At 70.5% G+C, this 10110-nt stretch carries 13 protein-coding genes and 1 pseudogene; 8 read left to right on the top strand and 6 right to left on the bottom strand.

Going from position 1 to position 10110, the window contains the following annotated elements; genetic code table 11:
* The 5 genes and pseudogenes from FOE67_RS07650 to FOE67_RS07630 form a co-directional block, all read left to right on the top strand.
* A pseudogene (locus tag FOE67_RS07650) lies at positions 1–207 on the top strand (ATP-binding protein); the annotation flags it as partial.
* Positions 208–566: 359 nt separating this feature from the next.
* A complete protein-coding gene (locus FOE67_RS07645) occupies positions 567–2033 on the top strand; it encodes a thioester domain-containing protein (protein ID WP_182661805.1) in 1467 nt (488 codons plus the stop codon).
* A 329-nt stretch (positions 2034–2362) separates the two neighbouring features.
* Entirely contained in the window at positions 2363–4027 is a 1665-nt protein-coding gene (ettA, locus tag FOE67_RS07640) for an energy-dependent translational throttle protein EttA (protein ID WP_182661803.1), read from the top strand.
* 45 nt (positions 4028–4072) lie between these two features.
* Positions 4073–4561 (top strand): acyl-CoA thioesterase, encoded by a 489-nt coding sequence (locus tag FOE67_RS07635; protein WP_182661801.1) that lies wholly within the window; start codon positions 4073–4075, stop codon positions 4559–4561.
* Positions 4527–5318: a DUF8185 domain-containing protein gene (locus tag FOE67_RS07630; protein ID WP_182661799.1), complete on the top strand. Its 792-nt coding sequence runs from the start codon at positions 4527–4529 to the stop codon at positions 5316–5318. The genes FOE67_RS07635 and FOE67_RS07630 overlap by 35 nt, the downstream gene beginning before the upstream one ends.
* A gap of 113 nt (positions 5319–5431) precedes the next feature.
* Here the strand turns inward: FOE67_RS07630 and FOE67_RS07625 are convergent, their stop codons facing one another.
* From FOE67_RS07625 to FOE67_RS07615, 3 genes are all read right to left on the bottom strand, one after another.
* The gene (locus FOE67_RS07625; protein WP_182661797.1) at positions 5432–5857 is read right to left on the bottom strand and encodes a globin; all 426 of its coding nucleotides are present in this window, start codon (positions 5855–5857) and stop codon (positions 5432–5434) included.
* 143 nt (positions 5858–6000) lie between these two features.
* Positions 6001–6186 (bottom strand): DUF397 domain-containing protein, encoded by a 186-nt coding sequence (locus tag FOE67_RS07620; RefSeq protein ID WP_182661795.1) that lies wholly within the window; start codon positions 6184–6186, stop codon positions 6001–6003.
* Positions 6179–7012, bottom strand: coding sequence for a helix-turn-helix domain-containing protein (locus tag FOE67_RS07615; protein ID WP_182661793.1), 834 nt, complete (start codon positions 7010–7012; stop codon positions 6179–6181). The genes FOE67_RS07620 and FOE67_RS07615 overlap by 8 nt, the downstream gene beginning before the upstream one ends.
* A 127-nt stretch (positions 7013–7139) precedes the next feature.
* On the opposite strand from FOE67_RS07615, the gene FOE67_RS07610 reads away from it, so the two are divergent.
* The 3 genes from FOE67_RS07610 to FOE67_RS07600 are packed head-to-tail and all read left to right on the top strand — an operon-like array spanning position 7140 to position 7692.
* A complete protein-coding gene (locus tag FOE67_RS07610; protein WP_182661791.1) occupies positions 7140–7316 on the top strand; it encodes a hypothetical protein in 177 nt (58 codons plus the stop codon).
* The gene (locus FOE67_RS07605) at positions 7313–7525 is read left to right on the top strand and encodes a hypothetical protein (RefSeq protein WP_182661789.1); all 213 of its coding nucleotides are present in this window, start codon (positions 7313–7315) and stop codon (positions 7523–7525) included. Before FOE67_RS07610 ends, FOE67_RS07605 begins: the two co-directional genes overlap by 4 nt.
* Positions 7522–7692: a hypothetical protein gene (locus FOE67_RS07600; RefSeq protein WP_182661788.1), complete on the top strand. Its 171-nt coding sequence runs from the start codon at positions 7522–7524 to the stop codon at positions 7690–7692. Before FOE67_RS07605 ends, FOE67_RS07600 begins: the two co-directional genes overlap by 4 nt.
* Positions 7693–7726: 34 nt before the next feature.
* Here FOE67_RS07600 and FOE67_RS07595 read toward each other — a convergent pair whose 3' ends face one another.
* The 3 genes from FOE67_RS07595 to FOE67_RS07585 all read right to left on the bottom strand — a co-directional run.
* The gene (locus tag FOE67_RS07595) at positions 7727–8794 is read right to left on the bottom strand and encodes an ABC transporter permease (protein ID WP_323384443.1); all 1068 of its coding nucleotides are present in this window, start codon (positions 8792–8794) and stop codon (positions 7727–7729) included.
* Positions 8791–9519 (bottom strand): ABC transporter ATP-binding protein, encoded by a 729-nt coding sequence (locus FOE67_RS07590; RefSeq protein WP_182661786.1) that lies wholly within the window; start codon positions 9517–9519, stop codon positions 8791–8793. Before FOE67_RS07590 ends, FOE67_RS07595 begins: the two co-directional genes overlap by 4 nt.
* Before the next feature lie 89 nt (positions 9520–9608).
* On the bottom strand, positions 9609–10110 hold a 502-nt coding region (locus tag FOE67_RS07585), incomplete at its 5' end, for an FHA domain-containing protein (RefSeq protein ID WP_182661784.1).

Here is a 10110-nt window from a genome sequence, read left to right as displayed (position 1 = left end):
CCCCTGTTGGCGTGGGGGTGCCGGCTGGCGGCGGCCGGTCCGGCCCGGGCGTGGGGGCGGCAGGAGGAGGAACGGCTGCGGTCGGCCGCCGCCGCGGTGGGCCGGGCCCGCGTGCTGGAGCCGGTGGCGGCCGAGTTGGTGCGCTACCGGGAGGTGCGCGAACAGTGGTTCATCGCCTCGGGCGGGAAACCCCTCACCCCGAGGTGAGCGACCGGGCGCGGGGCCCGGTGGTTCCCGGGGTCCCGCTCCCGGTCGCGGGACGCGCCCGGGAGGTGAACGGGGAGGTGAACGGGAGGCCGTGAAAAGGAAGTGGAGGAGCCGGCTCCGCCCGGTGGAGGCACTGACACACCGTCAACATCCGCTTGCCGGGGGTGATCCGTGCTGATCGTCCCATTTAGTCGGACCATCTGATAACGATTCTGCTTCGGAGTGGGTAGTTCACCCGGCCGTTGGGGACGTACCCCGTTTTCCCTCTCTACGATCCCGGCGTACGCACGGGACATCTGAAACGCCAGCCCGGCACCGAGGTGGCTGCGGCCCGTGCGCCTCGTGGAGGGGACTCACACATGATTTCTGTGCGCAAGCGGGTCATCACCCGCCTTGCGGCCACGGTCGTGGCGAGCCTGATGTTCGTCGGTGGCGGTATCGCCACCGCGGGTTCGGCCGCCGCCGATGAGACCGCCGTCGGTACCGGGGGCACGACGGCCCAGCTCGCGGGCCTGGACAAAGACCTGTCGTCGACGATCAAGGTGGGCAACAAGACCTACCTCGGTGGTCTGTTCACGATGAACGTGGACGGTGGCGGCACCATCAAGACCTACTGCATCGACTTCGGTACCCCGACCGCCAAGAGCGCCCGGTACCAGGAGACGGCGTGGGGCTCCTCGGTGCTCGCGAGCAACCCGAACGCCGGGAAGATCCACTGGATCCTCCAGAACTCGTACCCCCAGGTCGACGACCTGAACGCGCTGGGGCAGACCGTTGGCCTGAAGGGCAACGAGAAGCTCACCCCGGCCACCGCCGCCGCCGGCACCCAGGCCGCCATCTGGCGCTACTCGGACCCGCAGCACGCCAAGGGCGCCACCCCCACCAACAAGGCGGCCAAGAAGCTCACCGAGTACCTGTACGAGAACGCCGGTGACATCGCCGAGCCCGAGATCTCCCTCGAGCTCACCCCGCCGGAGGTCGCCGGCAAGCCCGGGCAGAAGCTGGGCCCGGTCGGCGTGAAGACCTCCGCCGGCACCGTCTCCATCGCCCCGAACACCTCCGGCGGCGTCACCGTCACCGACGCCTCCGGCGCCCCGGTGACCGAGGCCGTGGACGGTAGCGAGCTGTACTTCGACGTCCCGGCCGACGCGGCCGACGGCACCGCCTCCTTCACCGCCTCCGCCACCCTGGCGGCCGAGGTCGGTCGGGTCTTCAAGGGCATCGACAAGCGGACCCAGACCATGATCCTGGCCGGCGCCAGCGAGGTCTCCACCTCCAAGACCGCCACCGCCAACTGGGCCTCCGAGGGTCCCGCCCCGACCTTCAGCCACCAGGTCGACTGCGTCGCGGGCGGCGTCAACCTGACCGTGGGCAACGAGGGCGACCAGCCCTTCGAGTTCGACTTCCAGGGCGAGACCCACACCATCCCGGCCGGCGGCAGCAAGGACATCTTCGTCCCGGTCGAGAACAAGCAGGAGTACCACATCGTCATCAACGACGGTGAGGAGACCCTGGTGGAGTACCACGGCGTCCTCGACTGCGAGGTCTCCGAGCCGACCCCGCCGGCCGAGGGCGAGGAGGGCCAGGAGTCCGAGGAGCCCGCTCCGGGCACCGAGGAGCCGGGCGAGTCCGAGGAGGAGACCGAGAACGAGCCGAACCCGCAGGGTTCCGGTGACGAAGAGGTCAAGGACGAGTCCCCGAACCTGGCCGAGACCGGCAGCAGCAGCAACGTGGGCATGATCGCCGGCATCGCGATCGCCCTGCTGGTGGCCGGCGGTGCGGCGATGTTCTTCATCCGCAAGCGCGGCGCCTCCTCCTCTTCCTGAGGTTCTCCCGGAGTTCCGCTCCTCCCCGGCGTCCGGCCGGGTCCCGTTCCCCCGGGTGACCGGGGGTGACGGGGGAGTGATCACACGACAGGGGCCCCTCCCCGGCGAAAGCCGGGGAGGGGCCCCTGTCGTGTCGTGCCGCGTGGTGTGGTGCCGTGTCGTGCCGCCGGAAGGGGGCGCGCGGGGCGACCCGACCGGCCCGCCGCCGGCCGGTTCCCGGAACTCCCGCCGCCGGGCCGGTCGGCGTTTTCGTCCCCGGGCGCGAATGCGGCAGGATAGAGCGCACTGCCCCTGACCCAACCGCTCCACAACCCGCCGGATGGTTTCTCTTGGCTGAGTACATCTACACCATGCGCAAGGCGCGCAAAGCGCATGGCGACAAGGTGATCCTCGACGACGTGACGCTGGCGTTCCTGCCCGGCGCCAAGATCGGCGTCGTCGGGCCCAACGGCGCCGGCAAGTCCACCGTCCTGAAGATCATGGCCGGACTGGAGCAGCCCTCCAACGGCGACGCCTTCCTGTCGCCCGGCTACAGCGTCGGCATCCTGCTCCAGGAGCCCCCGCTGGACGAGGACAAGACCGTTCTGGAGAACGTCCAGCAGGGCGTCTCCGAGATCAAGGGCAAGCTCGACCGGTTCAACGAGATCGCCGAGCAGATGGCGACCGACTACACCGACGAGCTGATGGAGGAGATGGGCCGGCTCCAGGAGGCCCTGGACCACGCCAACGCCTGGGACCTCGACGCCCAGCTCGAACAGGCCATGGACGCCCTGGGCTGCCCGCCCGGCGACTGGCCGGTGACCCACCTCTCCGGTGGCGAGAAGCGCCGCGTGGCGCTGTGCAAGCTCCTGCTGGAGCAGCCCGACCTGCTGCTGCTCGACGAGCCCACCAACCACCTGGACGCCGAGTCCGTGCAGTGGCTGGAGCAGCACCTCGCCAAGTACCCGGGCACCGTCGTGGCCATCACCCACGACCGGTACTTCCTCGACAACGTGGCCCAGTGGATCATGGAGCTGGACCGCGGCCGGGCGCACGGCTACGAGGGCAACTACTCCAAGTACCTGGAGACCAAGCAGGCCCGCCTGAAGGTCGAGGGTCAGAAGGACGCCAAGCGGCAGAAGCGCCTGAAGGAGGAGTTGGAGTGGGTCCGCTCCAACGCCAAGGGGCGCCAGGCCAAGTCCAAGGCCCGCCTCGCCCGGTACGAGGAGATGGCCGCCGAGGCCGAGAAGACCCGGAAGCTGGACTTCGAGGAGATCCAGATCCCGCCGGGGCCCCGCCTGGGCAACGTGGTCGTCGAGATCGAGGACCTGCACAAGGCGTTCGGCGACAAGGTGCTGGTGGACGGCCTGTCCTTCACCCTGCCGCGCAACGGCATCGTGGGCGTCATCGGCCCCAACGGCGCCGGCAAGACCACTCTGTTCAAGATGATCCAGGGCCTGGAGCAGCCGGACTCCGGCAAGGTCAAGGTCGGCGACACCGTCAAGATCTCCTACGTCGACCAGAACCGCGAGAACATCGACCCGAAGAAGTCGCTGTGGGAGGTCGTCTCCGACGGCCTGGACTACATCAACGTCGGCCAGGTCGAGATGCCCTCGCGCGCCTACGTCAGCGCCTTCGGCTTCAAGGGCCCGGACCAGCAGAAGCCCGCCGGGATCCTCTCCGGTGGCGAGCGCAACCGCCTGAACCTCGCGCTCACCCTCAAGCAGGGCGGCAACCTGCTGCTCCTCGACGAGCCCACCAACGACCTCGACGTGGAGACCCTCTCCTCGCTGGAGAACGCCCTGCTGGAGTTCCCCGGCTGCGCGGTGGTCATCTCCCACGACCGGTGGTTCCTGGACCGGGTGGCGACCCACATCCTCGCCTACGAGGGCGAGTCGCGGTGGTTCTGGTTCGAGGGCAACTTCGAGTCCTACGAGAAGAACAAGATCGAGCGGCTCGGTCCCGACGCCGCCCGTCCCCACCGCGCCACCTACAAGAAGCTCACCCGGGGCTGAACCACCGTGCGACACCTCTTCCGTTGTCCGCTCCGCTGGGCGGACATGGACTCCTTCGGACACATCAACAACGTCGTCTTCCTGCGCTACCTGGAGGAGGCGCGCATCGACTTCCTCTGGCGCCTGGCGCGGGAGGCGGCCGAGGAGACGACCGTGTCCGACGGCGACCCCGGGCCCGGGGCGTCCGGCGAGGGGGGCACCACCCCCGTCGCCGGACGCCCCGGCGTCTTCGACCCGGAGGTCCCCTTCTCCGGGACCACCGTGGTGGCCCGCCACGAGATCGACTACCTGCGCCCGCTGGTCCACCGCCACGCGCCGATCGACATCGAACTGTGGGTGGCCAAGATCGGCGCCGCCGCGACCACGATCGCCTACGAGATGATCGACGGGAGCGCGGTGCACGCCCGCGCCCGCACCGTCATCGTCCCCTACGACCTGGAGAAGGAGCGTCCCCGCCGCCTGTCGGCGGTCGAACGGTCCTTCCTGGAACGGTACTTCGATGACGCCACCGACAACGCGGCTGCGGTTCGCTGAGCCTGCCGACGCCGCCGTCCTCGCCGCCTTCCTCGGGCGTCACCTGAGGTGGGACCGGACGGCGGCGGTCCGGCTCCGGGCCGAGGGCGGCGTGCTCGCCGTCTTCGCCCGGCCCGCCCGCTTCGAGGTGGTGGCGGTGCTGCCGCTGCCCCTCGCCGCGACGGGCACGCCGGCGGAGCCGTTGGACCTGACCGTCTCCGCGGGTGAACTGCTGGAGGGCATCGAGGGTCTCGACAATCCCGACGGCTCCGACGGCACCGGGGTGCCGGACGAGCCGCCGGGGTCGAGTGGGGCCGACGCGGGCCCGCCCGCCGGGGTCCGCCTCCCCGCCCCGGTCACCGGCCCGCCGTGGACCGGCCTGCTGCCGCCCCGCGAGGGCTGGCAACGGGTGGCCGAACCCCCGGCCGAGAGCGTCCGGGCCGCCGCCGGGGCGGTGATCGGGGAGTTCCGCGACCGCACCGAACGCCTGGGCCCCGACGAGCGCACCCGCGCGGCCCTGGAGGCGCTGGCCGAGGAGATATGGTCCCGGCCGCTGCCGGACACCCCGCTGCCGCTGCGCGCCGTGCACGCCGCGCACGCCCTCGGCTTCCTCGCCGCTCCGGGCACCCCGGCCGCGGAAAACCCGGTGGTGCTGACCGCCGGGAGCTGGGTACGCCTGCGCACCCCGCGCGGCTCGGTGGCCGTCCGCCGCTCGGGCGCCCCCTCACTCCCCTTCGTCGCACCCGCCTCGGCGGGCCGGGGACACCACGGCCACTGAGGACAGCCGAAGAGGGGAGGGCCCCGCCGTCGGGCGGGGCCCTCCCCTCCTCTTCTCCGCCGCCGGTGCCGCCCTCGTGTCCTCCGGGGCGCGCCGGTCGCCCGGAACCCGGTTCAGTCCGGGGTGTTGACCATCGAGGCGGCGGCGTACACCAGGTAGTTCCACAACTGTCGCTCGTGCTCCGGGTCCAGCTCCAGACTGTCCACCGCGTCCCGCATGTGGCGCAGCCAGGCGTCGTGGGCGGCCCGGTTCACGGTGAACGGCGCGTGCCGCATCCGCAGGCGCGGGTGACCGCGCCCCTCGCTGTAGGTCCGGGGCCCGCCCCAGTACTGCATGAGGAACAGGGCCAGGCGCTCCTCGGCCGGACCCAGGTCCTCCTCGGGGTACATCGGCCGCAGCAGCGGGTCCTCGGCGACACCCTGGTAGAACCGCCGGACCAGGGCCCGGAAGGTCTCCTCGCCGCCCACCTGCTCGTAGAAGGTGCGCTGCGGATCGGCGCCCTCCGGCAGGCGCGGGATGTGCGGGACGTTCGACGTCATCTGTGATCACCTCGGGTGGGGTACCCCGCCATGGTCGCAGATCCGACCCGTGCGCCGGTGGGGCCGTCCGGCCGCCGACGCCGGACACGGGAACGGCCCTCCCGTCGTCGGTGGGAGGGCCGTGGGGTGGTGGGTGTGTGCTCTCAGCCGGTTCGTCCGAGGTGGCGGACGAACGCGGCCCAGGCCGTTTCCGGCACGGTCAGCGCGGGGCCGGCCGGGGCCTTGCTGTCCCGCACGGGCACGACCCCGGGAACACCGTCCCGCACCTCCAGGCAGGCGTTCTCGGTACCACCGCTGTAAGACGACTTGCGCCATCCGGGATCAGCCATGCTCGTACTCCTTCTCGTATTTTTCGATCATCTTCATGGAATCCGAATCGGTTAGCGCGTTCGCCTTGGCGTAATCAAGTTGCTGCAGCAAGTCGGCCACGCGTGCCGGGTCCTCAACGGTGTCTCCGCTCCCGAAGGACTCGAAATACGCGGTGGTCGTGCCGTCCGCTCCGGTGTAGGCGGTGAAGCTCCCGCCCAGCATGGAGTATGCCCCACTGGAGAAGGGGAGCACCTGTACGACGATATTCTGACGCTCGGCCATGGCGCGCATATGACGGAGGGCATTTCGCATCGTGCTTTTCGAGCCGATGATCCTGGCCAGTGCCGCTTCGTCGATCACTGTCCAGTAAAGTGCCGGTTTTTCGCGATCCAGTGCCACGGATGCCCGGGTGCATCGAGCCGTCACGAGATCATCGAGCTCGGACTCGGGGGCTTTCGGTGCGGCGCTGGAGAACAGGGCGCGAGCGTAATCGGGGGTTTGGAACAGGCCGGGCAGAACGCTGCTCACGAGCACCTGGATCCGGACCGCCTCACGTTCTTTCCGCAGCGCCACGCGAGAGTAGTCCGGTGCGCCGTCGTGGCTTGCCAGCACCAGAAGGCCCATGAAAAGGCCGTCGGTTTCGAAGTGGGTGTCGAGAGCCCGGGCCAGGGAATCCGAGGGCATCTGGGTTCCGGTTTCGACGCGTGCGATATAGCCGTGAGTGAAGTTGATGGCTTTTGCCAGCGCTCGAACCGATAGGCCGGAGCGTGCGCGGTGTGCTTTGAGGCTGGCCGCCAAGAGGTCCCGGGCTCCGGATTGTCGGATGTCCAAGTTGCGCTCCGTCACGCTTTGGCCTCCACTTCGTTGGGGGATACACCGTTGCCTGACTCCGTTGGCAACACATTACGTGCGGTGTGGGGCCGGTTACTGCCTGATAGTGGAAGTGAAGCCCTTGGAAGCCAGGAGGTATCCCGTGAACGATCTTCAGGGCGGCTGTGGAGAAGTGCTCTTTTCCCTGGCCGCGCTGCCTCTGTCGCTGTTTTCCCGCTCGCACCTCCCGATGTTTCGGTCGCCCGAAGGGCGCGTGTTCGATGTCCATGCAAAATCGAACATGTGCGGCAGTGGTAATGCTCAGGGTGGTGAGGGGTGAGCGCGCGGCATCTTCCCCGGGTTTCCCGGCCGGCTCCCGAGCCGCTTCCGGGCTCGCACCGGCACATCTGTTACTTCTGCCGGATCGGCCTGCACACCACGTGCACCGGGCGGGAGATCACCCACGACCCGGACGTGCCCGGCGTCGTCTACATCGGGTGCTCCTGTACCGGCTGCGACCCGGTGGGGGACCGGGGAGGCACCCGGTGAACGTGAACGTGCCCGACCGCCGCCGTCACCGCCGTCACCGCCGGCGCCGTCACCGGCGTCGGGAGCGGCTGCGGGACCTCGGCCGGCTCCTGCTGATGGCGCTGGTCGGCGCGGTGGGGTGCGCGGCCCTGATCACCGGCCTGTGGGTGATCGGCAGGGGCTCGTGAGCACCGTCCCGCCGCACCGGCCCCGGTCGGCCGGTTACTTCGCCTCCCACCGGAACAGCCGGGCCGCGATCGCCGCCACCACGGCGGCGAACAGCAGCAGCCCGCCCATCACCGGCAGCGCCGTGCCCCAGCCCTCGCCCCGCGAGAGCACCCCCATCAACGCCTCGTTGAGGTGCTTGAGCGGCAGCAGACGGGCGATCGGCTCCAGCCAGCCCGGCATCACCTCGGTCGGGAAGAAGGACCCGGAGAGGAACGCCATGGGCATGATCACGGCCTGGAGCACGCCGTTGGCCGCCTCCTCGGTCGAGGTCACCGCGCCGATCAGCAGGCCCACCGCCATGAACGCCAGCGTCCCGCAGGCCACCAGCGGAATCGACAGCCACCACATGTCGGTCAGCCGCAGCCCGTAGAACGGGATCACCGCCACCGCGAGGAAGAGGACCAGTTGCGCCATCGCCAGCCCCAGGCTCACCCCGATCCGGGCGCCCACCACCGCGCCCGGCCGGATCGGCGCCAGCCACAGCCGGCGCAGCAGCCGCTTGCGGCGCCAGTTCACCAGGGTGAAGGCGGACATGAAGGAGGCGCCCATGGCGATCGCCCAGCCCAACAGCCCCGGTGCCAGGAACTGGATCGCCCGGATCGACTCGTCCTCCACCCGTTCGGTGCTCATCCGGAAGGCGGGTGGTTGGCCGGTGGCGGCCACGTTGGCGTCCTGCACCAGGGAGTTGACCAGACCGCGCACCGCTCCCGCCCGCGCCTCGTCGGCGGCCGAGTACCGCAGCTCCAGCGTGCCCGGCGTCTCCTCCCAGACCACCGCGTCCACCTCGCCGGCGCGCAGTCGCTCCAGGGCGTCCTCCCGGTCACCGGTCCGCTCCAGGACCAGGGCCTCGGAGAGCGCGGCCAGGTGCTCCTCGTCCAGCTCGTCCAGGACGGTCACCTCGCCGTACTGCACGACCGTGGAGCGGGAGCCGCCCTCGCCCTGGAAGAGGGCGCCGAACAGCACCAGGAACAGCAGCGGCAGCACGAGCATGAAGAAGACGGCGGTGCGGTCCCGGATCAGGCCCAGGAACATCACCTTCGACAGGCTGGACAGCGCGCTCACTCGCGGTACTCCCGTCCGGTCAGGCGGAGGAAGACGTCCTCCAGGTTCGCCACGCCCAACTCCTCGATCAGATCCCGGGGCCGGCCCACGCGCAGCACCCGCCCGGCGTCCATCACCGCCACCCGGTCGCACAGCAGCTCGGCCTCGTCCATGTAGTGCGTGGTCAGCACCACCGTGCGGCCCTGGCCGTTGATCTCCCGCAACAGGTCCCACAGATTGCGGCGGGCCTGCGGGTCCAGGCCGGTGGTCGGCTCGTCCAGGAAGACCAGCTCGGGGTCGTGGACCAGGGCGCAGGCGATCGACAGGCGCTGGGCCTGTCCGCCGGACAGTTCGGTGTCCCGCACGTCCGCCTTGCCGGTCAGGCCCACCGTCTCCAGCATCGCGTCGGCCCGGTCGGCGGAGACCCCGTACAACGAGGCGAAGGAGCGGATCTGCTCGCGGGCGGTGAGCTTCTCGAAGAAGGCGGAGGACTGGAGTTGGACCCCGATGCGGCGCAGCAGGTCGGGATTGCGGGGCCAGGAGGGCAGGCCCAGCAGGCGGACGGTGCCCTCGTCGGGCTCCCGCAGTCCCTCGATCAACTCCAGGGTGGTGGTCTTCCCGGCGCCGTTGGGGCCCAGGATGCCGTAGAACTCGCCGGAGACGACCTCCAGGGAGACGCCGTCCACCGCCCGCACGTCCCCGTACCGCTTGCGCAGCCCCTCGACCGTGATCGCCGCATCCGTCATGCGGCGGATGGTAGGTGCCGGTGGGCCGTCCCGCCTCGCCCCGGGGGAGGAAGGGGATCACCCCGGGGGAGGACGCGGAGCGGAGGGGGTCAGCCCCGGTGGACGGTCAGGGTGGTCCAGGCGCCCACGTGCACGCGGTCGCCCTCGCGCAGCGGCACCGGGACGTAGGGAGGAATGGGCTCCTCCTCGTAGTTCACCGTCGTGCCGTTGGTGGAGCCCTGGTCCACGATCGCCCACGTGCCGTCCGGCTGTCGCACCAGCAGCGCGTGGCGGTGGGAGACGCCCGGGTCCTCCGGCGGGCGCGACAGGTCGATGTCGGGGGCCTCGCCGGTGGACGGCCGGGTTCGACCGATGGTCATCTGCGGGCCCTCCAGGAGCACCCGCTGCTCGCCGCCGGGGCCGGGCATCCGCAGGCGGGCGGCCTCGGGGCCGGAACGGCGCATCATGGCGGTGAAGTAGTCGTGGTCGGGCGTGATGTCCACCATCCACGAACCGGCGCCCGGTGCGGGGCCGCCGGGCGGGGTGATCAGCCAGTCGCCGGTGCGCTGTTCGCCACCGGGCACGGGCGGCGGGGGCACCGGAGGCGGACCC

Source organism: Streptomyces calidiresistens (assembly GCF_014141525.1).
Taxonomy (GTDB): domain Bacteria; phylum Actinomycetota; class Actinomycetes; order Streptomycetales; family Streptomycetaceae; genus Streptomyces; species Streptomyces calidiresistens.
This window is presented reverse-complemented; position numbering and strand designations above follow the sequence as displayed.